Origin of the sequence: Streptomyces sp. NPDC058665, from assembly GCF_042714995.1 — a bacterium.
In the GTDB taxonomy this organism is placed as follows: domain Bacteria; phylum Actinomycetota; class Actinomycetes; order Streptomycetales; family Streptomycetaceae; genus Streptomyces.
Window position 1 is genome coordinate 28194 of the sequence record NZ_JBHXRX010000014.1, and the last position, 22701, is coordinate 50894.

The 22701-nt window shown below is 70.5% G+C and carries 19 protein-coding genes; 10 read left to right on the plus strand and 9 right to left on the minus strand.

All coding sequences use genetic code 11. From position 1 onward, the window contains the following. Nucleotides 1-28 precede the first annotated feature (28 nt). Complete coding sequence (gene glp, locus ACFWV8_RS11440) at nucleotides 29-1369, minus strand: gephyrin-like molybdotransferase Glp (RefSeq protein ID WP_384199911.1); 1341 nt, start codon at nucleotides 1367-1369, stop codon at nucleotides 29-31. A 4-nt stretch (nucleotides 1370-1373) separates the two neighbouring features. Beyond that, entirely contained in the window at nucleotides 1374-2276 is a 903-nt protein-coding gene (gene galU / locus ACFWV8_RS11445) for a UTP--glucose-1-phosphate uridylyltransferase GalU (RefSeq protein WP_329386530.1), read from the minus strand. A 93-nt stretch (nucleotides 2277-2369) separates the two neighbouring features. Here galU and ACFWV8_RS11450 point away from each other — a divergent pair, with 93 nt between their 5' ends. Beyond that, entirely contained in the window at nucleotides 2370-2972 is a 603-nt protein-coding gene (locus ACFWV8_RS11450; RefSeq protein ID WP_384199913.1) for a 5-formyltetrahydrofolate cyclo-ligase, read from the plus strand. 56 nt (nucleotides 2973-3028) lie between these two features. Here the strand turns inward: ACFWV8_RS11450 and ACFWV8_RS11455 are convergent, their stop codons facing one another. Further along, nucleotides 3029-5827 (minus strand): penicillin acylase family protein, encoded by a 2799-nt coding sequence (locus tag ACFWV8_RS11455; RefSeq protein ID WP_384199915.1) that lies wholly within the window; start codon nucleotides 5825-5827, stop codon nucleotides 3029-3031. A 273-nt stretch (nucleotides 5828-6100) separates the two neighbouring features. Here ACFWV8_RS11455 and ACFWV8_RS11460 point away from each other — a divergent pair, with 273 nt between their 5' ends. From ACFWV8_RS11460 to ACFWV8_RS11485, 6 genes are all read left to right on the plus strand, one after another. Continuing rightward, nucleotides 6101-7663 carry a potassium/proton antiporter gene (locus tag ACFWV8_RS11460; protein WP_384200140.1) on the plus strand — a complete coding sequence of 521 codons (1563 nt, stop codon included), beginning with the start codon at nucleotides 6101-6103 and terminating at the stop codon, nucleotides 7661-7663. A gap of 367 nt (nucleotides 7664-8030) precedes the next feature. Continuing rightward, nucleotides 8031-9353, plus strand: coding sequence for an MFS transporter (locus ACFWV8_RS11465; RefSeq protein WP_384199917.1), 1323 nt, complete (start codon nucleotides 8031-8033; stop codon nucleotides 9351-9353). A 65-nt stretch (nucleotides 9354-9418) separates the two neighbouring features. Next, nucleotides 9419-9832 (plus strand): FmdB family zinc ribbon protein, encoded by a 414-nt coding sequence (locus tag ACFWV8_RS11470; RefSeq protein WP_384199919.1) that lies wholly within the window; start codon nucleotides 9419-9421, stop codon nucleotides 9830-9832. Nucleotides 9833-10018: 186 nt separating this feature from the next. Further along, entirely contained in the window at nucleotides 10019-10879 is an 861-nt protein-coding gene (locus ACFWV8_RS11475) for an S-methyl-5'-thioadenosine phosphorylase (protein ID WP_384199921.1), read from the plus strand. A gap of 137 nt (nucleotides 10880-11016) precedes the next feature. Next, nucleotides 11017-11634 carry a hypothetical protein gene (locus ACFWV8_RS11480; protein WP_384199923.1) on the plus strand — a complete coding sequence of 206 codons (618 nt, stop codon included), beginning with the start codon at nucleotides 11017-11019 and terminating at the stop codon, nucleotides 11632-11634. 177 nt (nucleotides 11635-11811) lie between these two features. Next, on the plus strand, nucleotides 11812-12312 hold the full coding sequence (locus ACFWV8_RS11485; protein WP_384199926.1) for an MscL family protein: 501 nt from the start codon (nucleotides 11812-11814) through the stop codon (nucleotides 12310-12312). A 51-nt stretch (nucleotides 12313-12363) separates the two neighbouring features. Here the strand turns inward: ACFWV8_RS11485 and ACFWV8_RS11490 are convergent, their stop codons facing one another. Next, nucleotides 12364-12621 carry a hypothetical protein gene (locus ACFWV8_RS11490; RefSeq protein ID WP_384199928.1) on the minus strand — a complete coding sequence of 86 codons (258 nt, stop codon included), beginning with the start codon at nucleotides 12619-12621 and terminating at the stop codon, nucleotides 12364-12366. Nucleotides 12622-12702: 81 nt separating this feature from the next. Between ACFWV8_RS11490 and ACFWV8_RS11495 the strand changes: the two genes are divergently transcribed. Both ACFWV8_RS11495 and ACFWV8_RS11500 read left to right on the plus strand, forming a co-directional pair. Continuing rightward, the gene (locus ACFWV8_RS11495; protein WP_384199930.1) at nucleotides 12703-13734 is read left to right on the plus strand and encodes a P1 family peptidase; all 1032 of its coding nucleotides are present in this window, start codon (nucleotides 12703-12705) and stop codon (nucleotides 13732-13734) included. A gap of 145 nt (nucleotides 13735-13879) precedes the next feature. Further along, entirely contained in the window at nucleotides 13880-14743 is an 864-nt protein-coding gene (locus ACFWV8_RS11500) for a DUF6227 family protein (RefSeq protein ID WP_384199932.1), read from the plus strand. 9 nt (nucleotides 14744-14752) lie between these two features. On the opposite strand, the gene ACFWV8_RS11505 is transcribed toward ACFWV8_RS11500, so the two are convergent. The 4 genes from ACFWV8_RS11505 to ACFWV8_RS11520 form a co-directional block, all read right to left on the minus strand. Then, entirely contained in the window at nucleotides 14753-16780 is a 2028-nt protein-coding gene (locus tag ACFWV8_RS11505; protein WP_384199934.1) for a fructose-specific PTS transporter subunit EIIC, read from the minus strand. Nucleotides 16781-16838: 58 nt separating this feature from the next. Continuing rightward, nucleotides 16839-17792, minus strand: a complete 954-nt coding sequence (pfkB, locus tag ACFWV8_RS11510; RefSeq protein WP_384199936.1) for a 1-phosphofructokinase — start codon at nucleotides 17790-17792, stop codon at nucleotides 16839-16841. Nucleotides 17793-17825: 33 nt separating this feature from the next. After that, complete coding sequence (locus tag ACFWV8_RS11515) at nucleotides 17826-18587, minus strand: DeoR/GlpR family DNA-binding transcription regulator (RefSeq protein ID WP_384199938.1); 762 nt, start codon at nucleotides 18585-18587, stop codon at nucleotides 17826-17828. Between the two features lie 337 nt (nucleotides 18588-18924). After that, the gene (locus ACFWV8_RS11520) at nucleotides 18925-20406 is read right to left on the minus strand and encodes an MFS transporter (RefSeq protein WP_384199939.1); all 1482 of its coding nucleotides are present in this window, start codon (nucleotides 20404-20406) and stop codon (nucleotides 18925-18927) included. Between the two features lie 62 nt (nucleotides 20407-20468). Between ACFWV8_RS11520 and ACFWV8_RS11525 the strand changes: the two genes are divergently transcribed. Continuing rightward, nucleotides 20469-21455, plus strand: coding sequence for a helix-turn-helix transcriptional regulator (locus ACFWV8_RS11525; RefSeq protein ID WP_384199941.1), 987 nt, complete (start codon nucleotides 20469-20471; stop codon nucleotides 21453-21455). A 62-nt stretch (nucleotides 21456-21517) separates the two neighbouring features. On the opposite strand, the gene ACFWV8_RS11530 is transcribed toward ACFWV8_RS11525, so the two are convergent. Continuing rightward, a complete protein-coding gene (locus tag ACFWV8_RS11530; RefSeq protein ID WP_329386498.1) occupies nucleotides 21518-22516 on the minus strand; it encodes a sigma-70 family RNA polymerase sigma factor in 999 nt (332 codons plus the stop codon). Nucleotides 22517-22701 lie beyond the last annotated feature (185 nt).

Genomic DNA, 22701 nt, shown 5'->3' on the forward strand with positions numbered 1-22701 from the left:
AGGACACGCTACCGCCACCGCCACTCCGTCAGCCGAGCAGCACCACGTCGACCTCGCTCCCCGGCTCCGCCGAGACCGCCTCCTCGGGGACCACGATCAGCGCGTCGGCGTGCGCGAGGGCGGCGACGAGATGGGAGCCGACGCCGCCGACCGGGACGACCGAGCCCGCCTCGGCGTCGTACATCCCGCGCAGGAACTGGCGTCGGCCCGCCGGGGACTTCAGCGTCTCGTCGCTCTTCAGGGTCGCGCGGACCGTCCGGCGGTGGACGTCCTGGCGGCCCATGAGCGCCCGGATCGCGGGGCGCACGAACAACTCGAAGGAGACGTAACTGGACACGGGGTTGCCGGGGAGGGCGAGCAGCGGGGTGTGCTCGGGGCCGATCGAGCCGAAGCCCTGGGGCTTGCCCGGCTGCATCGCGAGCTTGCGGAAGTCGATGCCGCTGCCCGGCTCGTCCTCGTCTCCTACGGAGGACAGCGCCTCCTTGACCACGTCGTACGCCCCGACGCTGACACCGCCGGTCGTCACGATCATGTCCGCGCGAATCAGCTGGTCCTCGATCGTGGCCCGGAGGGTGTCCGCGTCGTCGGTCACCGCGCCGACCCGGTAGGCGATGGCGCCCGCGTCCCGCGCGGCTGCGGTGAGCGCGAAACTGTTGGAGTCGTAGATCTGGCCCTGGCCCAACGCCTCGCCCGGCTGGACCAGTTCGCTGCCGGTCGACAGGACGACCACGCGCGGGCGCGGGTGGACCCGGACGGTGGAGCGGCCGATGGCGGAGAGCAGGCCGATCTGCGGCGGTCCCAGGATCGTGCCGGCCTCCAGGGCGAGATCCCCGGCCTGGACATCGCTGCCGCGCGCGCGGACGTGGGCGCGGGGCTCGACGGGCCGGTAGACCCTGACCTCGCCGCTCGCGCCCTCGGGCGCGGAGCCGGCCGGCCGCATGGAGGTGGCGGCCCCGCCGCCCGTACCGCCGTCGGTCCACTCGACCGGGATGACCGCCTCGGCGCCGGGCGGCAGCGGTGCGCCGGTCATGATCCGGGCCGCCTCCCCGGGACCGACGCGCGGCAGGGCCTCACCGCCCGCCGCGACATCGCCGATGACGGTCAGGACGGCCGGGAACTCCTCGTCGGCGCCGGACACGTCGGCCGTGCGGACCGCGTAGCCGTCCATGGAGCTGTTGTCGAACGGCGGCAGCGCCACCGGCACCGTGACGTCCTCGACGAGGACGCAGCCCTGGGCGTCGGGCAGTTGCAGCTCGATCGGGTCGAGCGGGCGGACCGTGGCGAGGATGTCCGCCAGGTGCTCGTCCACCGTCCAGAGCCGTCCCTGGCCCGAGGCAGGCGCCGGTGCCGGTGTCGCCGTACTGCTCAAGGTCTTACATCTCCTCGTTGACGTAACTGCGCAGCCAGGTCCGGAAGTCCGGTCCCAGGTCTTCACGTTCGCACGCGAGTCTGACAATGGCACGCAGATAGTCGCCGCGGTCACCCGTGTCATAGCGGCGTCCCTTGAAGACGACGCCGTGCACCGGGCCGCCGATCTTCTCGTCGGCCGAGAGCTGCTGGAGCGCGTCGGTCAGCTGGATCTCGCCGCCGCGGCCGGGCTCGGTCTGACGCAGTATGTCGAAGACGGCCGGGTCCAGGACGTATCGGCCGATGATGGCGTAGTTGCTGGGCGCGTCCGCCCTGTCGGGCTTCTCGACCAGGTCGTGCACCTTGACCACGTCGCCGTACGGGGTGGGCTCGACGGCGGCGCATCCGTAGAGGTGGATCTGGTCGGGCTCGACCTCCATCAGGGCGATGACGCTGCCGCCCTCGTTCTCCTGGATCTCGACCATGCGGGACAGCAGCGGGTCGCGCGGGTCGATGAGGTCGTCTCCGAGGAGCACCGCGAAGGGCTGGTCTCCGACGTGCGGGGCGGCGCACAGGACTGCGTGGCCGAGTCCCTTGGGATCACCCTGCCGGACGTAGTGCATCGTCGCCAGGTCGCTGGACTCCTGCACCTTGGCGAGGCGTTCGGTGTCTCCCTTGCGGGTGAGCGCCTCCTCCAGTTCGTAGTTGCGGTCGAAGTGGTCTTCCAGGGGACGCTTGTTGCGTCCGGTGACCATGAGAACGTCGGAGAGCCCTGCCATCACGGCTTCCTCGACCACGTACTGGATCGCGGGCTTGTCGACGACAGGCAGCATCTCCTTGGGAGTGGCCTTGGTGACAGGCAGGAAGCGGGTTCCCAGCCCTGCGGCGGGGATGACAGCCTTGCTGATCCTGGGGGGCGACTGAGTCATGGCGCGCAGCCTATCTGCCGCGGATGAGAGGAAGATGTTGCTCCGGTTAACTTTCTCTCCATACGTATACATACGAGAGATTTGCGAAGTCCGATGAACTCCGACTTGCCAGGAAAGACCGCTCTGCGGCAGGAGCTCCTTCGCGCGCGGCGCCTGCTGTCCGAAGACGACGTCCGGGAGGCTTCCGCGGTTCTCGCGCGGCGGGCGCTGGAGCTTCCCGAACTGGCGAAGGCCGGGACCGTCGCCGCGTATGTCTCGGTGGGGCGCGAGCCGGGCACGCGCGCGTTGCTCGACACGCTGTGGGAGCGGGGGGCGCGGGTCCTCCTGCCGGTGCTGTTGCCTGACAACGATCTGGATTGGGCGGCGTACGAGGGGGCGGAGCGGCTGGCGCGCGCGGAGCGGGGGCTGCTGGAGCCGGAGGGTGCCCGGCTGGGTGTGGACGCGGTGCTGGACGCACGGGTGGTGCTGCTTCCCGGGCTCGCGGTTGACGGGCGCGGGATGCGGCTGGGGCGGGGCGGCGGGTCGTACGACCGGGTCCTGGGCCGGCTGGAGGGGGCGGGGGCTGACGCGGGAGCCGTTCTCGCGGTGCTGCTGTACGACCACGAGGTGGTCGGGCGGGTCCCTGAGGAGCCGCACGACCGTCCCGTGCACGTGGTGGTGACCCCTGGCGGGACCAGGCGCTTCGGGAGCGTCTGAGGGGCCCGCCGGAGCCGCACGCGGGTGCTTGCCGCGGATGCTTACGGCGGGAGTGCCTACGGCGCGAGCGTCAGGGTGTCCCCCGTACTCTCCTCCACCGCTCTGCTGCTGAACGACCAGTCGATCAGCTCGCCCTTGGCCCACTTTTCCGTCTGGTCTGTGTAGTTCGGGCTGTACGCGTGCCCGGAGGCGCCCGTCAGATTGATCCAGCGGGACTTGTCCCAGTCACCGACGTTGACCACCATCCGCATCGACGGCACCCACATGACGTCGTAGCCGCTCGCCGCGTTCCAGCCGGTTGCGTTGACCGCGGCCTCGCCGCCGCCCAGATTCCACGGGCCGCGGTTGAGCAGGGTCTTCACGATGCCGGGACCCTCCGTACCGAGGGTCTGGTTCTCCAGGTTCAGCTGGTGCAGTCGGCCCCAGCTCCACGTGGAGACGTCCTTGCCGAGCTTGGCGGTCAGCTCCCAGCGCGCGTCCGTGAGGGCGCGGAGCAGAAGTTCGTCACGGGTGTCGGTGGCCTTCTCCGTACGTGTCTTCGGGGACTGCCACCACTCGTTGTCCTCGTCCTTGAGGATCTTGCGGGTGATCTCGAACCAGCGGTCGCCGCCGTCCGGCTGCGCCGAGTCCTCCGACCGCCGGCCACACTCCCGTACGAGCTCCGCGAGGTCGTCGGCCGGGCCCGTGCTGTCGGCGGGGCGCACGCTGAGGCACTCGCCCTCGACGCGCATCTCCTTGGGAAGCTTGTTCCCGAAGGCGAGCTTGAGGACGTTGCGCCAGACGGCGTTGAAGTACGCGGCTGCCGCCGAGTCCGGTTCCTGGGTGTAGTCCCAGCCTTCGAGGAGCTTCTGGGCCTCGCGGATGGCGGGGTCCGCGACATCGATCTTCAGCAGGTACGGCATGAGCTGCGTGGCGATCTCGCTGCGGTTGTCCGTCTGCATCGTGCGCATGTCGTCGGTGGAGATCTTGCCGCCGTCCTTGATCTTCGACTTGATGAGGTCGTTGATCCGCTCGCTGCGGGCGCCGTAGCCCCAGTCCTCCGTCAGTGCGTACGGATAGTCGTCCTTGTCGATGACGGCCTGGTTGGCGGTGACGATGTAGCCGCGCTTCGGGTTCTCCTCGTAAGGAAGCTCGTCGAAGGGGATGTAGTCCTCCCAGCGGTACGACGGGTCCCAGCCCGGGGCCGGCACTGAGCCGTCACCCTTGGCGCGGATCGGGATCCGGCCGGGCGCCTGGTAGCCGATGTTGCCCTTCGCGTCGGCGTAGATCAGGTTCTGCGAGGGGACCTCGAAGCTCTGCGCCGCCCTGCGGAACTCCGCGAAGTTCTTGGCCTTGTTGAGCTGGAAGACCGCGTCCATGGATTTGCCGGGCTCCAGGGCGGTCCACTGGAGGGAGACCGCGTATCCCTCGCCGCGGTCCGGGGCCGCGTTGTTGACGGGGGCCTTGTCTCCGACCCTGCGCAGTTCGGCGTCGCGGTCGGAGACGACCGGGCCGTGTTCGGTGGAGCGGACCGTGATGGTCTGGCTCTTGGCACCGGCGATCTTGATCGTTTCCTGACGGGTCGTGAACTTCTTCTGTTCGTTCCCGTACTGGTAGGTGTCGCCGTTGACCTTCTCCAGATAGAGGTCGGTCACGTCCGCGCCGAGGTTGGTCATACCCCAGGCGATGTCCTTGTTGTGGCCGATGATCACGCCCGGCATGCCGGCGAAGGTGTAGCCGGCGACGTCGTACTGGCAGTCCTTGGTGGAGCTACGGCAGTGCAGACCCATCTGGTACCAGACGGAGGGCAGCTGGGGCGCGAGGTGCGGGTCGTTGGCGAGCAGCGGGCTGCCGGTCGTCGTGTACTGGCCGGAGACGACCCACGAGTTGGATCCGATGCCGCTGCCGCTGGGGCCGAGGAGGGCGGGGATCTCGTCGAGGGTGGCGGAGAGGGAGTCGAGCTGGGACTCCAGACCGTCGGTGACGGCGCCGCCGCCGGCGCCGGTGCCAGTACCGGTGTCTATGCCTGTGCCGGTCCCTGTGCCGGTCCCCGTCCCCGTGCCCGTACCTGTGCCTGTACCGTTCGCCGACACGTCACCCGGCTCGGCCTTGGGGTCGTACTCCTCCGCGAGCGGATCGACGGCGCCCTCGCTGACGATCGGCTTGTTCCTGTCGTACGGATACGACGGATAAAGGTCCTCGATCTGCTTCTCGTCCATCCTGCTCGTGAGCAGCGAACGGTCTATCTCGTCCTGCATGTTGGAGCGCAGGTCCCACGCCATCGCCTTGAGCCACGCCACCGAGTCGACGGGGGTCCACTTCGCGGGCTTGTAGTCGTTGGTGAACTTCAGCGCCGCGTACTCGACGGAGATGTCCTTGCCGTCGCGGCCTTCGAGGTAGTCGTTGACCCCGTCCGCGTACGACTGGAGGTTCTTCTTCGTCTCGTCGGAGAGCTTGCTGTCGTACTCCTCCTGCGCCACCTGCCGCCAGCCCAGCGTGCGCAGGAATTCGTCCGTCTCGACCTGCCCCTTGCCGAACATCTCGGAGAGCCGCCCCGAGGTCATGTGGCGCCGGACGTCCATCTCCCAGAAGCGGTCCTGCGCCTGGACGTAGCCCTGCGCGCGGAACAGGTCCCGGTCGGTGTTGGCGTAGATCTGCGGGACGCCGTAACTGTCGCGCTTGACCTCCACCCGGCCGTCGAGACCCGGCATCGTGATGGTGCCGGTGGTCTGCGGGAGCGAGGCACGCACGGTGCTGACACCCCAGTAGGCGCCGTACCCAACGCCTGCTACCAGAGCCAGCACCAGGACGATCACGACAAGGCGGGCGCGTCGCCCCTTCTTTTTGGTGGCAGGGGGCGTTGAGTTGGCGGGCATCGCTGTCCTTCGAGGGGCAGGGTGGTCCTGGAATGCTGCAGCAACCATAGGCGCAGCCGTTCACCCGCTCCGACGCGGTGTCACTAGTACGACCCGTCGGGACTCCTCGGACGATCACACAGGAAATCACGCGATCGATCGCACGAACGATCGATCGCGTCAAGAAAACGTTAAAGATTAGGTAAGGTAACGAAGTGCCGACTGCCGGGAAAACGATCCGGTGTGCGTGAGGGGAAGGATCGGCCGCTGACTGTCCACCAGCTCAATGAACTCCTGCTCATCTGCTCGCTCGTGCTGCTGATCGCGGTCGCCGCGGTGCGGATCTCGTCCCGGAGCGGGCTGCCCAGCTTGTTGCTCTACCTCGGGATCGGCGTCGTCATAGGCCAGGACGGCATCTTCAACGTCAAGTTCGACAACGCCGAGTTGACCCAGGTGATCGGCTACGCCGCCCTGGTCGTGATCCTCGCCGAGGGCGGTCTCGCCGCGAAGTGGAAAGAGGCGAAACCCGCGCTGCCGGCCGCCGTCGCCCTGTCGACCGTCGGTGTGGCCGTGAGCGTGGGCGTGACCGGGACCGCCGCGTACTTCCTGGTCGGCCTCGACTGGCGGCAGTCACTGATCATCGGCGCCGTCGTCTCGTCCACGGACGCCGCCGCCGTCTTCTCCGTACTGAGGAAGATTCCGCTGCCGTCGAGGGTGACGGGTGCGCTGGAGGCGGAGTCGGGCTTCAACGACGCCCCCGTGGTGATCATGGTGGTCGCGCTGTCGAGGGTCGGACCGGTGGAGCACTGGTACATACTGGTCGGCGAGATTTTCCTGGAACTGGCCATCGGCGCCGCCATCGGGATCGCGGTCGGCTGGCTGGGCGCCTTCGGGCTCCGGCATGTGGCGCTGCCCGCCTCCGGTCTGTATCCGATCGCCGTGATGGCCATCGCCGTCGTCGCGTACGCGGCCGGGGCCATGGCCCACGGCAGCGGATTCCTCGCCGTGTACCTGGCGTCCATGCTGCTGGGGAACTCCAAACTGCCGCACGCGCCCGCGACCCGTGGTTTCGCGGAGGGGCTCGGCTGGCTCGCGCAGATCGGCATGTTCGTCCTGCTGGGACTGCTGGTGACGCCGCACGAACTGGGCGACGACATCTGGCCCGCGGTGATAGTGGGTCTGGTGCTGACGGCGGTGGCGCGGCCCGTGTCCGTACTGGTCAGCCTGGCGCCGTTCCGCATCCCCTGGCAGGAGAAGGCGCTGATGTCGTGGGCGGGGCTGCGTGGCGCCGTACCCATCGTCATGGCGACGATCCCGATGGTCTCGGAGGTCGAGGGCAGCGACCGGATCTTCAACATCGTCTTCGTGCTGGTCGTCGTCTACACGATCGTGCAGGGGCCGACGCTGCCCTGGGTGGCCGGGAAGCTGCACCTCGGCGACCCCTCCGAGGCGGCCGACCTCGGGATCGAGTCGGCGCCGCTGGAGCGGCTGCGCGGTCATCTGCTGTCCGTGGCGATCCCGGACCGGTCGAAGATGCACGGCGTCGAGGTGGGTGAGCTGCGGCTGCCGCCGGGGTCGGCGGTCACGCTGGTCGTACGGGAGGACAAGAGCTTCGTGCCGGGGCCGTCGACCGTGCTGCGGCACGGGGACGAGCTGCTGGTGGTGGCGACCGATCCGGTACGGGACGCGGCCGAGCGGCGTCTGCGGGCCGTCGGGCAGGGCGGAAAGCTGGCCGACTGGCTGGGCGCGAACGGTGGGCGCGGGCCGGGCGGTGGGTCGGCTCGGAGGCCGGGAGGGCACGGAAAGCCGGGGAGCGGGGTCGGTGGGGGCAGCGGCTTCGGGCCGGGACACCGCTGACGGCGGGCGTCGGCGCTGGGGACGGACCTCGGCGCTGGGGCGGACGGGGGTTGTACGGGCGGCGGGGCCTGGGAATCGAAGGCCTTGACGCCCGGAGGCGTCAATCACAGGTACGGGCCGGGATCTTCCTGGTATTTCACAGGTAGGATGAGGCCCGTGCCTGTCGCGTCAAGGACGTGACGCACAGGCCTCGACGCACAGACTTGATCGACCAACTCTGCCTGACGCAGAGCTGGCGCGACCGTATGGCGGCCGTGGTGTCCCCTCCAGTGGACCCGGGTATCTACCGCAGTTCCGCGCAAGAGGACAGCTCTCGGCAGCCCCCGTACGTCCGGGGGTGTCACCAGGCGGCAGAAAGGCAAGGACCGTGTCCGACACGGTCGACACCACCGCCGGCGCCTCCGGGGGAACGGCCCCGCGCCGCCCCGGTTACGGGCAGTTGCTGCGTACGCCCGGCGCCTGGACGTTCCTGCTTCCCGGCTTCGCCGCCCGGCAGCCCTTCGCGATGCTGACGATCGGCATCGTCCTGCTTGTCCAGCACACGTCCGGTTCGTACGGTCGCGCCGGTATGGTCGCCGCCGTCACCGGTGTCTCCATGGCGCTCTTCGCACCGCAGAACGGCAAGCTCGCCGACCGGTTCGGGCAGGGCGCGGTGCTGGTGCCCGGCGTCCTGCTCCACGCGGCGTCCGTGGCCGCCCTGACCGCGCTCGCACTGGCCGGCGCTCCCCTGTGGGCGCTGTTCGTCGCCGCCGTACCGACAGGCGCGTCGATCCCGCAGGTAAGTCCGATGGTGCGGGCGCGCTGGGCGGCCGTGCTCGGTGGCTCCGACGAGCGCGCGCGGCTGCTGCCGACGGCCGCCGCCTTCGAGTCCGTCACGGACGAGTTCACCTTCGTGATCGGGCCCGTCCTCGCGACCGCGCTGTGCACCTCCGTACACCCGGCGGCGGGACTGGCCGCCGAGGGCGTGCTGACCCTGGCGGGCGGGCTGCTGTTCGCCGCGCAGCGCAGGACGCAGCCGAAGCCGGCTGGGCGCGATACGGGCGCGGCGAGCGGTTCGCGCGGGGCGCGGGTCTCGGCGCTGTCCGTGCCCGGCGTACGCGTCCTGGCCGTGGTCTTCCTCGGTATCGGTTCGGTCTTCGGCGGTATGCAGGTCTCGCTCACGGCGTTCGCCGAGGAGATCGGGAACCCCGGCGCGAACGGCCTTCTGTACGGAGTCTTCGCCGCCGGCAACATGCTCGCGGGTATCGCGTACGGCACCATCGCCTGGAAGGGCGGGCCCCGCCGCCGGCTGATCACCGGTTATCTGGGCCTCACCCTGGCCACCTCCGGGCTGTGGGCCGTGCACTCGGTGCCGCTGTTCGCCGGCCTCGGCCTGCTGGTCGGGCTCTTCATCGCGCCCGCGCTGATCAGCGGCTACACCCTGATCGAGGCCCTGGTCCCGGCCGGAGCGCGTACGGAGGCCTTCACCTGGCTGACGGGCGCGGTCGCGCTCGGGCAGGCAGGCGCGGTCACGGCGGCCGGGCAGCTGGCGGACGCCCATGGCGCGAGCGCCGGGTTCGTGGTTCCCCTGGTGGGCACCGCACTGGCTCTGGCCACGCTTGTCGCGCTGCGCTCGCGGCTGACGCCGAAGGCGTCGGGCCGTGTCGCGGCGCGTGGAATGGGTCACCGCGTGCCGGTGGCAGTGGACTGATCCAGCGGAATACGTCACTATGGAGCGTCGTTAGCACTCATTGAGTGAGAGTGCCAGGAGGAAAAGTGCCGACCTATCAGTACCAGTGCACCGACTGTGGCGAGGGCCTTGAGGCGGTGCAGAAGTTCACCGACGATTCCCTCACCGTGTGCCCCGCGTGCCAAGGACGCCTGAAGAAGGTGTTCTCGGCGGTCGGCATCGTTTTCAAGGGCTCCGGTTTCTACCGGAACGACAGCCGCGGCTCGTCGTCGAGCAGCACGCCGGCCAAGGCGGGCGCCTCGAACGGCTCGGGTGACTCGGGCGGTTCGAGCGACAAGTCGTCCTCCTCGTCGGGTTCGTCGTCGGACTCGAAGTCGTCGTCCGCGTCCACGTCGTCGAACGGCTCCTCGTCCAGCTCGGGCTCGGGCTCCTCGGGCTCCGGCTCGAAGTCGGGCGCCGCGAGCGGCAGCTCCGGCTCCAGCGGTTCCTCCGCCGCCTGACCGACCGATACATCCTCCGGGACCCCGCCGTTCGGTACGGCGGGGTCCTCGGCGTTCCCGGGTGCGCGCGCACCCGTACGCCGTGCGGCGCCGGCTAGGTCCTGTCGTTTGGATCAGGCCCTGGGTGCCGTGCCAGACGCCCAGGGCCCGCGAAAGATCCGCCGGGCAGGGCCTAGGGTGATCGTCATGGTGACCAAGGCGAACGCAGAGGGCTCGGAGACCGCGGAGATCGGCGTCATCGGCGGCTCGGGCCTGTACTCATTCCTTGACGACGTGACCGAGGTCACCGTCGACACCCCCTACGGACCGCCCAGCGACTCGCTCTTCCTCGGCGACGTCGAGGGCAGGCGCGTGGCGTTCCTGCCCCGTCACGGGCGCGCGCACGACATCGCCCCGCACCGCATCAACTACCGCGCCAATCTGTGGGCGCTGCGGTCCATCGGCGTACGGCAGGTGCTCGGCCCGTGCGCGGTGGGCGGGCTGCGTGAGGAATTCGGCCCGGGGACGCTGCTCGTACCCGACCAGTTGGTGGACCGTACGAAGGCGCGCACGCAGACCTACTACGACGGTGTGCCGCTGCCCGACGGGGAGAAGTCGAATGTCGTCCATATCTCGCTCGCCGATCCCTACTGCCCGGAGGGGCGTGAGGCGGCGCTCGTCGCGGCGCGGGGGCGCGAGTGGGAGCCGGTGGACGGCGGGACGCTGGTGGTCGTCGAGGGGCCGCGCTTCTCGACCCGCGCCGAATCGCGGTGGCACGCGTCGATGGGGTGGTCGGTGGTCGGTATGACGGGTCATCCGGAGGCCGTTCTCGCCCGTGAACTGGGGCTCTGCTACACGTCGTTGACGCTCGTGACCGATCTTGACGCCGGGGCGGAGACGGGCGAGGGCGTGTCGCACGAGGAGGTGCTGAAGGTTTTCGCCTCCAACGTGGACCGGCTGAGGACGGTGCTGTTCGACACGGTGGGCGGGCTGCAGAACGGCGAGACGAGGGACTGCCTGTGCTCGCACGCGCTGGACGGCATCGACACGGGGCTCAAGCTGCCGTAACGCATGCGGAGGACCTCGTTCGGGTGGCCGAGTTATTCACATTCGGGCAGTTGTCCACAGGCTTCAGCGGGATTCCGGCCGGGCGTGGATCGTGAGGAGCGGCCAGCAGAAACTCCTCACGGCAGGTGGTGGTTGCCATGTCCCGTTCCTCCTCGCGTTCCTCCTCGCGCTCGTCCTCGATTCCTCCTCTCTTCCCGCCCACGCCGGTGGCCGCAGCGCCCCCACCGTGCGGGGTGCCCGCGTTCGATCCGCTGCGGGTGCGCGGCGGCGGGCATCGGCTGCGCAGGGCGCTGCACCGGCGGCGGCGTGCCATGGCGGCGGGACTGGCCGTGACGGCGGCGGCGTTGGCGGCGTCGGGTGGGGGCGGTCCCGGTGCGATGGCCGGAGCGGAGGAGCGCGCCGAGGCGGCGGCCCGCGCCGCGGCGGGTGGCGCGGGCGGCGCGGGCGCGGGCGCTCAACCGGGCGTGGACAAGGTGCGGTTGGTCACGGCTCCGGTGCGGATCGCGGATGTGGAGACGGTGCGGCTGCTGCGTCCCGGGGACCGGGTCGATGTGATCGCCGCCGCGCACTCCCCCGGCGGCGGGGAATCGGACGCCCGGGTGCTCGCCAGGGGCGTGCTGGTGGAATCCGTCCCACGGGCGTTGGAGAGCGCCGTCGAGGGTGGCGCGCTGGTCCTGCTGACCGTCGCGCGTGACGTGGCGGCTGAGTTGGCGGGTGCGAGCACGAACTCGCGGCTGGCGCTGACGCTGTGCTGACCCGCGAGGTGGCGACCCGCGCTCTTCGCCGTCGTACTGATGAGCAGACTCGTCACACCAAAGCATGGGCGGATTGGACAGCCGGGGCGCGCGTTGCCCATGGTGTCCGGGCGGACGGCGGACGTCGCCGCTGTCTCTGCCCCGGTCCCCGTGGCACACATAACGAAGGGCTCACTGGTGAGCAACGAGAAGGAGAGCGTGCTGGAGGGCTTCAAGGCCTTCCTGACGCGTGGCAACGTGATCGACCTCGCGGTCGCGGTGGTCATCGGCGCCGCCTTCACCAACGTGGTGAACTCGCTGGTGAAGGGCGTCATCAATCCGGTGGTCGGCGCGTTCGGGACCAAGGATCTGGACCACTACAGCTCGTGTCTCAAGTCTCCGTGCGAGACGAACGCCGCCGGCGACGTGGTGTCGGGCATCCCGATCATGTGGGGGACGGTGCTCAGCTCGACGCTCAGCTTCCTGATCACCGCCGCCGTCGTGTACTTCCTGATGGTCCTGCCGATGGCGAAGTACCTCGCCAGGCGCGCCAGGCAGCAGGCCGCCAAGGAGAGGGTGGAGGAGGTCGTCGAGGTGAGCGAGCTGGAGGTGCTGAAGGAGATCAGGGACACCCTGGTCGCTCAGCACCGGGTGCCGGGACAAGGACAGGGACAGGGACAGGGGCAGAGCGCTTCATAGGACCCGTCCGGTCGGTGCGCGGGGCGGTCGGGCTCCCGGTGCTCGGAGCGCTCAGATGTGGTGGGGCGGCTTCTCGTCGAGGAAGCGGGCCAGATCGGTGGCGCTGTCACCGCTCGCGGCAGGTCGGTCGCCCCAGCCGGTGTCGCTGTCGTCCGAGGACTGCCTGTCCAGGGGATCGTCGAAGACGAGCGACGGCCGCGGCGGGCCCTGCTTCGGGGCTGCCGGCTCGGGGGTTGCCGGCCGCTGGGGAGCGGGCTGTTCCGGGGCCGTCTCGGGGTCGCTCGGTCCGGGGGTGCGGGCGGTGCTCATGCGTCCAGGGTACGGGGGTGGGAGCGGCGGACTCGGTGATGCGCCGCGGTGGGGTCCGGCGTCGTGGTACGCATGGGATCCATGGCACTCAATGACGCATTGACGGATGTGGCGGGGATTCGGGTCGGCCACGCGCGGGTGGCCGGGGACCGGGCGCTCAGCGGTACGACGGTCGTTCTCGCGCCGGAGGGCGGGGCGGTCACCGCCGTGGACGTACGGGGCGGTGGCCCGGGTACCCGGGAGACCGACGCGCTGGATCCGCGCAATCTGGTGAGCCGTGTCGAGGCTGTCGTGCTCACCGGCGGGAGCGCGTTCGGGCTCGACTCCGCCTCCGGTGTGGTGGCGTGGCTGGAGGAGCAGGGGCGGGGTGTGCGGGTCGGGCCCGACCCGGCCCAGGTGGTGCCGGTCGTCCCGGCCGCCTGCGTCTTCGATCTCGGGCGCGGCGGTGACTGGCGGGCCCGCCCCGATGCCTCCACGGGCCGGGCTGCGGTCGAGGCGGCGGCCCGTACGGAGCCGGGGGCACCCGTCGCCGAGGGCGGGGTCGGTGCCGGGACCGGGGCCGTGGTGGGGCAGCTCAAGGGCGGGGTCGGTACGGTGAGCGTGCTGCTGCCGTCCGGGATCACGGTCGCGGCGCTGGCCGTCGCGAACGCGGCGGGGTCCGCGGTCGATCCGCTGACGGGTGTGCTGTACGGGCGGTACTTGCAGGGCCGTCCCGGCTATCCGCCGGCCGATGTGCACGAGGCGGCTCTCGCGCGTCTGGCCGAGGTGCGCGAGCGTGAGGGGCGGCCTCCGCTGAACACCACGCTCGCCGTCGTAGCAACCGACGCCGACCTCTCCAAGGCCCAGGCGCAGAAGCTCGCGGGGACGGCGCACGACGGTATCGCGCGCGCCGTCCGTCCCGTCCATCTGCTCAACGACGGCGACACGGTCTTCACAATGGCCACCGGGGAACGCATGCTCGATGCTGGGAACCCGCTGGCGCTCAACGAAGTCCTTGCGGCTGGGGCCGACGCCGTGACCAGGGCGATCGTAAGGGCGATGATGGTGGCGGAGGGCGTGGAAGGGCCGGGCGGTACGTTCCCCGCGTACCGGGATCTGTACGGCACGGACTGACAGACGGTGCAAGGGACTTGAGGGGGGCTTGAGGAACTTCTCGCGCGCCCCCAATCGTTTTACCGAACTTGGGACGCGATGTCAGTCCCAGGGGCTACGTTATGCAATCACCAAGTGACATGTGGCGACGGCCTGGAGACCCACCTTGAACGATCCGTATGAGACAAGCGAGACGCATCTTGAGCGTCTTCTGGGTCGGGCACTCAACTCCTTCGATCTGCCCGACACCGTGATCGAGCGGCTCGACTCCGCTCTGGCGCACGCCAGTTCATTGCGGTCATCGCACCACAGTGCGGGACTGCACCGCGAGACCTACCGGCATACGTATCTGCTCGCCGACAGCACCGCCCTCACCCTCTGGGAGCTGGTCCACAACACCGGGCGCGACGGCGCCGAACAGCACGAGCTCTACACCGACGAGTACGAGGTGCGCCTCGCCGCCTCCCGGCTGCGCCGCCCCCACCGGAGAGCCGGCGCCGACGAGGCCGCCGTCCCTTCCCTCGACGCCATCGACGCCTTCGATCCCACCGCCGATTCCGATTCGCTGTTCGAGTCCCGTTTCGAGTCGGGTCTCGGTATCAGCCTCGATCCGAGTTTCGAGTCCGACCTCGCGGCCGATCTCGAACTGCTCAGCGGCCTGCTGACGGCGCCGCAGACACCGCTGCCGCGGGTGTATCTCCCGGACAACTCCGCCGACCACGCGCGCCGGGTGCTGCGGCGCGCGGAGAACGTGGACCGGCCGGGCCAGGAGGTCGCGAGACCTCTGCGTGCCGCCTTCGCCCACCAGATCACCCAGGTCTTCGGGCGGCACGGCCACGCCGAGGGCAAGGACGCGGGGTTCACGCTCTACGAGCACGCGTTCCTGCTCCTGGACGGCACGGAGACGAGCCTGTGGGAGGTCGAGCACACGGCGACACCGGACGGCCGCCATATGTGCGAGGTGTATGCCGAGCGGAGCGCCGCGCGCGAAGCCATGGAGCTCCGCGCGCGGGGTCGGGTGAGTGGCTGAGGCGGGCGCTCAGACGGTCGCCGGGACCTTGGGCGCGGTCCCGGTCTCCGTACCGGGTACGGCGTCCCGCCCGGGGTCCTTGGCGCCGCGTCCGCCGATGCCCTTCAGCAGGATGACCAGGGCGGCGCTGACCGCCGTACCGGCCAGGATCGCGATCAGATAGAGCACCGGGTTGCCGATCAGCGGGAGCACGAAGATCCCGCCGTGCGGCGCCCGCAGGGTGCACTCGAAGAGCATCGACAGCGCTCCCGTGACCGCGCCGCCCGCCATGGCCGAGGGGATGACCCGCAGCGGGTCGGCCGCGGCGAAGGGGATCGCGCCCTCGGTGATGAACGAGGCGCCGAGCACCCACGCGGCCTTGCCGTTCTCGCGCTCGGTGCGGTCGAAGAGGGCACCGCGTACGACGGTGGCCAGCGCCATGGCGAGCGGCGGCACCATGCCTGCCGCCATCACGGCCGCCATCACCTTCAGGCTGCCGTCGTTGGGGTTGGCGAGGCCGCCGACCGCGAAGGCGTACGCGACCTTGTTGAGCGGTCCGCCCAGGTCGAAGCACATCATCAGGCCGAGGACGACTCCGAGAATGACCGCGTTGGTGCCGGAGAGCCCCGACAGCCAGTCCGTGAGGGCCTTCTGGAGCTCGGCGATCGGCTTGCCGACCACCAGGAACATCAGGAAGCCGACGACGGCGGAGGAGATCAGCGGGATGACGACCACCGGCATGATGCCGCGCAGCGCGGCGGGCACCTTGATCCGCTGGACCGCCATGACCGTGCCGCCCGCGATCAGACCGGCGGCCAGGCCGCCGAGGAAGCCGGCGTTGATGGTGAGCGCGATGGAGCCGCCGACGAAGCCGGGGACCAGACCGGGGCGGTCGGCCATCCCGTACGCGATGTAGCCCGCCAGGACCGGCACGAGGAAGCTGAAGGCGAGGCCGCCGATCTGGAACAGCAGAGCCGCCCAGCTCATGGACTCCGTCCAGACGAAGTGCTCGGCGACGGAGGGCGCCTTGTCAACGGTGTAGCCGCCGATGGCGAAGCCGAGGGCGATGAGGAGTCCGCCGGCCGCGACGAAGGGGACCATGTAACTGACGCCGGACATCAGCCACTTGCGCAGCCTGGTGCCGTAGCCCTCGCCGGGGTCGCCCGTCGCGTCGACCGGTGAGCCGGGGCCCGCGGGGGCGGTGGTCTCGCCGCGGGCGGCCTTGGCCCGTACCTCGGCGATGAGTTCGGCGGGGCGGTTGATGCCCGCCTTGACGCCGACGTCGACGGTCGGCTTGCCCGCGAAGCGTTCCTTCTCCCGTACCGGTACGTCGTGGGCGAAGACCACGCCGTCGGCGGCGGCGATGACGGCGGGGTCGATCCGGGTGAACCCGGCGGAGCCCTGCGGTTCGACGACCACCTCGACGCCTTCGGCCTGGCCGGCCTTTTCCAAGGCTTCGGCGGCCATGTAGGTGTGCGCGATGCCGGTGGGGCAGGAGGTGACGGCGACGATACGGAAGGCGGGGGCGGGGGCGGGAACGGCTGACGGTGCGTCCGGTTCCGGTACCGGTTCCGCTTCCGCTCGCGGTTCCGGCGCGGGCGCCTCGGAGTCGGTGGCGGTGTCGCCGTTGATCAGGCGCGCCGTCGCCGCCGGGTCCGTCGCCGAGCGGAGCGCCGCCGTGAAGTCCGGGTCCATCAGCCGGCGGGCCAGGGCCGACAGGATCGTCAGATGCGCGTCGTCGGCGCCCGCCGGGGCCGCGATCAGGAAGATCAGGTCCGCTGGGCCGTCGGGCGCCCCGAAGTCGATGCCGTCGGCCGGGCGGCCGAACGCCAGTGTCGGCTCGGTGACATGCTCGCTGCGGCAGTGCGGGATGCCGATCCCGCCGTCGAGCCCGGTGGGCATCTGCGCCTCGCGGGCGGCGACATCGGCCAGGAATCCGTCCAGGTCGGTTATCCGGCCCAGGGCCACCATGCGTTCGGCCAGCGAGCGGGCCGCGGCTTCCTTCGTCTCTGCGGCCAGGTCGAGGTCGACCAGGTCCGCGGTGATCAGTTCGCTCATCGCGGGCTCCTTCGTGCGGGGCTGTTCGGGGACGTGCGGGGGGACGTGCGGGGAGAGGTCATGAGGCGGGCTCCGAGAGGGGACGGTCCAGGGGGATGTCGGCGGACACGGTGACCGCCCGCGGGTCGAGATCCGCGGGCGACGGCATCACGCTGCCCGGCAGTTGGACGGCCGCCGCTCCGTGGGCGACGGCCGATGCGAGCGCCTCCGGACCGGTGCCGCCCGCCGCGAGGAAACCGGCGAGCGAGGCGTCGCCGGCGCCGACGTTGCTGCGGACGGCCGCGACGGGCGCCGAGCCGAAGTGGGCGCCGGCACCGGAGACCAGGAGCTGGCCGTCGGCGCCGAGGCTGGCGAGGACGGACCGGGCGCCGTACGTGAGCAGTTCCTCGGCCGCCTTCAGCGCGTCGCCGACGGTGGCCAGCGGACGGCCCACGGCGGCGGCCAACTCCTCGGCGTTGGGCTTGACGACGTCCGGGCGCTCCTTGAGCGCCGCCAGCAGCGAGGCGCCCGAGGTGTCGAGCGCGATGCGGGCGCCGACGGCGTGCGCGCGGGCGACGAGTTCGGCGTACCAGCGGGGGCCGAGCCCGCGCGGGAGGCTGCCGCAGCAGGCGATCCAGTCCCCGGCGGCGCCCACGTCGTGCGCGCGGAGCGCGGAGAGCAGCGCCTCGGACTCGGCGGGGGTCAGTTCGGGGCCGGGCGCGTTGATCTTCGTCAGCGTGCCGTCCGGCTCGGCGAGGGCGATGTTCGAGCGGGTCGCGCCGGCGATCGGCACGGGGGCGACGTCGATGCCCTGGCCGGCGAGGAGTTGGGCGACGAGCGCGCCGGGGGCGCCGCCGAGGGGCAGTACGGCGACGGTGCGGTGACCGGCCGCCGCGACCGCCCGCGAGACGTTGACGCCCTTGCCGCCGGGGTCCATCCGCTCGACGGTCGCGCGCAGGACTTCGCCGCGGTCCAGGGCCGGGATCTCGTACGTACGGTCCAGGCTCGGGTTCGGGGTGACGGTGAGGATCATGCGGGTGCCTTCGGGGTGACGGCGGTCGGGTGGCTAGATACTGAGCACCTCCGTCCCCGCCGCCTCGATCGCGGCGCGGGCGTCGGGGGCGAGGCCGGTGTCCGTGATCAGCAGGTCGACGTCGGCGAGCCCGCCGAAGCGGGCGAAGTGTTCCTGGCCGTGCTTGGCGGAATCCGCCAGCAGTACGACGCGGCGTGCGGCGGCGACCAGTGCGCGCTTGACCGCCGCCTCGGCGAGGTCGGGGGTGGTGAGGCCGCCGTCCGGCGAGAAGCCGTTGGTGCCGAGGAACACGACGTCGGCGCGGATCTCGCCGTACGCGCGCAGCGCCCAGGCGTCGACGGCGGCGCGCGTACGGTGCCTGACCCGGCCGCCGACGAGGTGCAGGTCGATGCCGGGGTGGTCGGCGAGCCGGGCGGCGACGGGCAACGCGTGGGTGACGACGGTGAGTTCGCTGTCCAGCGGGAGCCCGGTGGCGAGCCGCGCGACGGTGGAGCCCGCGTCGAGGATCACGCTGCCGGCCGGGGGCAGTTCGGCGAGGGCGGCGTGCGCGATCCGGTCCTTCTCGTCCGCGGCGGTCGACTCGCGTTCGGCGAGGTCGGGCTCGAAGTCGAGGCGCCCGGCGGGGATGGCGCCGCCGTGCACCCGGCGGACGAGGCCGGCGCGGTCGAGCGCCTTGAGGTCGCGCCGTACGGTCTCGGCGGTGACCTGGAACTCCTCGGCGAGCGACAGCACATCGACGCGGCCGCCCTCGCGGGCGAGGCGCAGGATTTCTTGCTGGCGCTCTGGTGCGTACATGTTGTTTTAGGTCCGTTCGATGCCCGAATCTGTGGTTTCAGGGCCACAGTACGGGGTCGCGCTGCTGAAGTAAACACAAATGGGTTGCTGTTCGTTGCCGGGGGCGGGGGTCGGGGCCTCCGGAGGGGTATGTCCGGACGGCGTGATTTACGGCGCGTGCCACGCTCGTTGGACCCGATGTGCCCTTGTTGTTCACGCGCCACAAATCAGCCTGAGTGTCCGAACACACCCCTCCTGCGACCCCGCCCCCTCACGCCGGTGGGGGATCCGCACAACCCCGTACCCTCTGGGGCGTTCCCGCCCCGGGCACAGGGGGCCGGGCCCCGCCCCCTGACCTTCAGACCCGTCGCCGCGGAAGCGCGAACATCAGGAGGAAGATCGCCACCAGCACCGCCGCCACCCACAACAGCGCGTTCTGGAACCCGTCCTCGAACGCCCTCGCCACCGCGTCCGGCGTCGTCGCCGCGCGGTCGTCGACCACGCCGAAGAAGACCACCGACACCAGCCCGAGACCCAGCGCCGTACCCATCTGCTGCACCGTGTTGATCAGTCCCGACGCCGAGCCTGAGTGCTCGCGCGGGACGTCGGACAGCACCGCGTCCGTCAGGGGCGCCACGATCAGCCCCATTCCCGCGCCCATCACCAACAGCGGCGGCAGCATCTGCCAGGAGGTGATGTCCGCCCCGTACCGCCCGGACTCCCAGATGTAGAGCAGTACGCCCGTCGCCATCGTCAGCGCGCCGCACTGGAGGACCTTGCGGCCGAAGCGCGGGACCAGCTTCTGTACGGAGAGACCCGCCGCCGTGGAGACGGCGACCGAGAACGGCAGCCCGGTCAGCCCGGCGTGCAGCGGGCTCCAGCCGAGGCCGATCTGCATGTAGAGCGTCCAGACCAGGAAGAAGACGCCCAGGGCGACACCGAAGGTGAGCTGTACGGCGATGCCGGCGGCGAAGCTCTTCACCTTGAACAGGGACAGTTCCACCAGCGGCGACCCGTCCTTGCGGGTCTTCACCCTCTCGTACGCCACGAACGCGGCGAACACGAGGACGCTGCCCGCCATGCACAGGTGCCCCCAGAGCGGCCAGCCGAGCTCGCGCCCGCGGGTGAGCGGGTAGATCAGCATCAGCAGCGCGCCGGTCACCAGGACGACGCCGACCACGTCGAGCCGCAGGGCCTGCGGTGCCTTGGACTCGGTGATGAACCTGCGGCCCAGGATCACCCCCGCGATGCCGACGGGCAGGTTGATCAGGAAGATCGGGCGCCATTCGAGCCCGAAGAGGTTCCACTGGGTGAGCAGCGCGCCGAGGAGCGGTCCCGAGACGGCACCGAGGCCGACGATCGCGCCGAACATCCCGAAGACCTTGCCGCGTTCGTGTGCCGGGAAGGTGACATGGATGATCGCCAGCACCTGAGGCACCATCATCGCGGCCATCGCGCCCTGGAGGAGCCGGGAGGCGACGAGCATCTCGGGGTTCGCTGCGAAGCCGCAGAGCGCGGAGGCGAGGGTGAAGCCGGTGATGCCGATGAGGAAGAGCCGCTTGCGGCCGTAGATGTCACCGAGCCTGCCGCCCGTGATCAGCCCGGCGGCGAAGGCCAGCGCATAGCCCGCGGTGATCCACTGAATGGAGCCGAAGCTCGCGGAGAGATCCCGCTCGATGCTGGGGATGGCGATGTTGACGATGGTGACGTCGACCAGGTCCATGAAGGCCGCGGTCATGACCACGGCCAGCGCGAGCCAGCGCCGGCGGTCGCCGGGCCCGCCCGATGAGGTCGTGGTGGTGTCGATGGCCGTATCGGCTACGGCGGCCGGAGAAGTCATGCGGGAAAGCTAGGGACCATGTAGGTCAGGTCATGTCCTAGATGACTGGCACGCTGGTTCGTATGACGGACACTCCGGCACGACTCCTGAATCTGCTGTCGCTTCTCCAGACACCGCGCGAGTGGCCGGGCAGTGAGCTGGCCGAGCGTCTCGACGTCAGCGCGCGCACGATCCGCCGGGACATCGACCGCCTTCGCGATCTCGGCTATCCGGTCGAGGCCACCAGAGGCGCGGTCGGCGGGTACCGCCTGGTCGCGGGCGCCGCCATGCCGCCGCTGCTGCTGGACGACGAGGAGGCCGTGGCCATCGCGGTGGGGCTGCGGGCCGGCGCGGGGCATGCCATCGAGGGCGTCGAGGAGGCGGCCGTACGGGCGCTGGCCAAGTTGGAGCAGGTGCTGCCCTCGCGGCTTCGCCACCGCGTCTCCACGCTCCAGGCCGCGACGGTGCCGCTGCTCGTCCGGGGGGACGCCGCGAGCGTGGACCCGCGGACGCTGACGGTCATCGCGTCGGCGATCACCGGCACGGAACGGCTGCGGTTCGGCTACCGCGCCAAGGACGGCGCGGAGAGCAAACGGCAGGTCGAGCCGTACCGCCTGGTGTCGACGGCCCGGCGCTGGTATCTCGTCGCGTACGACCTCGGGCGCGAGGACTGGCGTACGTTCCGCGTGGACCGGGTCGGCGATCCTTATCCGACGGGGGCGCGCTTCACGCCGCGTGAGCTGCCGACGGGTGACGCGGCGGAGTTCCTGACCAGCTCGATGTCGCGGGCGCAGCCGCAGGTGGACGTGGACGTGACGTTCGCGGCCCCGGCCCATTTCGTGGCGGCGCGGCTGCCCGCCTCGCTCGGGGTGGCGGAGCCGACCGGCCCCGACAGCTGCCGGCTGCGGGCGCGCGCGGCGGACTCACTGGAGTGGCTGGCGCTCCGACTGGCCCTGGTGGACTGCGAGTTCACGGTCCATGCGCTGGCGCGGCTGGTCGAGCACGTCAGTGAGCTGGGCGGCCGTCTGACGCGCGCGGCGGGCGGCGGGCAGGAGGCCGGGAGCGGGTGAGTACATGAAGGAACCCCGGCACCCGGGTGGGTTGGGTGCCGGGGCTCCGTACGGCGGGGGCCTCACGCCGCGGCGTCGAAGCCCACGTCGTGCGCCATCTTCTTCAGTTCGAGAAGGGCGTGCTTCTCGATCTGCCTGATCCGCTCACGGGTCAGGCCGTGCTGCTTGCCCACCTCGGTGAGCGTCCGCTCCCGGCCGTCCTCGATGCCGTAACGCATCTTGATGATGGAGGCCGTGCGGTGGTCGAGCTTGCCGATCAGCTCTTCCAGCTCCTCGCTGCGCAGCAGCGTGAGGACGGACTGCTCGGGCGAGACCGCCGAGGTGTCCTCCAGCAGATCGCCGAACTGGGTGTCGCCGTCGTCGTCCACCGACATGTTCAGACTGACCGGGTCACGGGCCCAGTCCAGGACGTCGGTGACACGCGCGGCGTTCGAGCCGAGCTCGGCCGCCACCTCGGAAGGCTCCGGGTCGCGCCCGTGCTCACGGTTGAACTCGCGCTGCACCCTGCGGATACGGCCGAGCTCCTCCACGAGGTGGACGGGCAGCCGGATCGTACGAGACTGGTCCGCGATGGACCGGGTGATGGCCTGGCGGATCCACCAGGTCGCGTAGGTGGAGAACTTGAATCCCTTGGCGTAGTCAAATTTCTCGACCGCTCGGACCAGGCCGGCGTTGCCTTCCTGGATGAGGTCGAGCAGGGGCAGTCCACTGCGCGGGTAGCGCCGGGCCACGGCGACGACGAGACGGAGATTGGAACGTATGAAGATGTCCTTCGCGCGCTCACCGGCGGCGACGAGGGCTTCGAGCTCCTCGCGCTGGGCACCGGCGCCCTCGCTCTCCACCGATCCGTCGAGGATCTGCTGTGCGTACACACCCGCTTCGATGGTCTGGGACAGCTCGACTTCCTTTGCGGCGTCGAGCAGCGGCGTACGCGCGATCTCGTCGAGGTACATGCCGACCAGGTCGCGGTCGGCGATCTCCCCGCCCACGGCGCGAACACTGCTTGCCGCTTTCGCACCACCCGTGGTGGTGGTACGACGGGCGACGGCACGGGTTGCCATGCGAGCTCCCTTACTGAGTCGGTCGCGACACCCTCCCGGGTGTCCTGCATCCGTTGGAAACAACGACTGGAATCCGGACAGAATTCCCCAGGCGTGCAATGATTTTTGTGATCATGCAGTACCCTGCCCCGCCACCGAGGGGCCACACCGTCGCTCTCACACCCTGACAACGTGCCTCGTGGCCG

What these genes read in the sequence shown, in the direction of transcription:
- ACFWV8_RS11455 (WP_384199915.1), bottom strand. Translation starts at nt 5,827, where the DNA reads ATGCCCGCCAACTCAACGCCCCCTGCCACCAAAAAGAAGGGGCGACGC.
- galU (WP_329386530.1), bottom strand. Translation starts at nt 2,276, where the DNA reads ATGACTCAGTCGCCCCCCAGGATCAGCAAGGCTGTCATCCCCGCCGCA.
- ACFWV8_RS11515 (WP_384199938.1), bottom strand. Translation starts at nt 18,587, where the DNA reads ATGTACGCACCAGAGCGCCAGCAAGAAATCCTGCGCCTCGCCCGCGAG.
- ACFWV8_RS11450 (WP_384199913.1), top strand. Translation starts at nt 2,370, where the DNA reads ATGAACTCCGACTTGCCAGGAAAGACCGCTCTGCGGCAGGAGCTCCTT.
- ACFWV8_RS11520 (WP_384199939.1), bottom strand. Translation starts at nt 20,406, where the DNA reads ATGACTTCTCCGGCCGCCGTAGCCGATACGGCCATCGACACCACCACG.
- ACFWV8_RS11490 (WP_384199928.1), bottom strand. Translation starts at nt 12,621, where the DNA reads ATGAGCACCGCCCGCACCCCCGGACCGAGCGACCCCGAGACGGCCCCG.
- ACFWV8_RS11505 (WP_384199934.1), bottom strand. Translation starts at nt 16,780, where the DNA reads ATGAGCGAACTGATCACCGCGGACCTGGTCGACCTCGACCTGGCCGCA.
- ACFWV8_RS11475 (WP_384199921.1), top strand. Translation starts at nt 10,019, where the DNA reads ATGGTGACCAAGGCGAACGCAGAGGGCTCGGAGACCGCGGAGATCGGC.
- pfkB (WP_384199936.1), bottom strand. Translation starts at nt 17,792, where the DNA reads ATGATCCTCACCGTCACCCCGAACCCGAGCCTGGACCGTACGTACGAG.
- ACFWV8_RS11530 (WP_329386498.1), bottom strand. Translation starts at nt 22,516, where the DNA reads ATGGCAACCCGTGCCGTCGCCCGTCGTACCACCACCACGGGTGGTGCG.
- ACFWV8_RS11480 (WP_384199923.1), top strand. Translation starts at nt 11,017, where the DNA reads ATGTCCCGTTCCTCCTCGCGTTCCTCCTCGCGCTCGTCCTCGATTCCT.
- ACFWV8_RS11495 (WP_384199930.1), top strand. Translation starts at nt 12,703, where the DNA reads ATGGCACTCAATGACGCATTGACGGATGTGGCGGGGATTCGGGTCGGC.
- ACFWV8_RS11525 (WP_384199941.1), top strand. Translation starts at nt 20,469, where the DNA reads ATGACGGACACTCCGGCACGACTCCTGAATCTGCTGTCGCTTCTCCAG.